1 protein-coding gene is annotated in these 462 nt (G+C 55.2%); it reads left to right on the top strand.

The features are described from left to right. Positions 1 to 210: 210 nt before the first annotated feature. On the top strand, positions 211 to 462 hold a 252-nt coding region (locus tag H261_RS26825), incomplete at its 3' end, for a DUF6538 domain-containing protein (RefSeq protein WP_407636104.1).

The following is a 462-nucleotide window of genomic DNA, read 5'->3' as shown; positions in this document are numbered from 1 at the left end:
AAAAAGCACCAACATGTTGATTCGGTTGGTCTTTTCGATCAGGCCGGTGAGAAATCACCGGCCTGTTCCAATTCCACGCTACATAACGAGCCATCACGGCGACCCGGAAATCCGCAGAAATCCTCGGTTTTTCGAGGAAATGACTGTCACATAAGTGCGTCACATAATGGCTCCACCAAACCACGTCGCCGCCGTCTGACCGGTCTATGGTTGCGAGGTTCTGTATGGCAATACCGGGTGGCCGTTCCGACCGATCTGAGGCCCAAGCTGGCCCGTTCGGACGTGAACAGGTCATTGGGCACGTCGAACTACTATGATGCCGTCAGGACGGCCCGGAAGGTGGCCTACGAGGTCGAATGTCTGTTTGATCAGGTTCGAGCAGGGGGGCAGGTCCAGGTCGATTTCGGCGATCATGCTGAAACTGAACCGGCATCGACCATCACCATGGATGTAGGTGAGGTT

The organism is Paramagnetospirillum caucaseum (genome assembly GCF_000342045.1).
Taxonomy (GTDB): Bacteria; Pseudomonadota; Alphaproteobacteria; order Rhodospirillales; family Magnetospirillaceae; genus Phaeospirillum; species Phaeospirillum caucaseum.
This window is presented reverse-complemented; position numbering and strand designations above follow the sequence as displayed.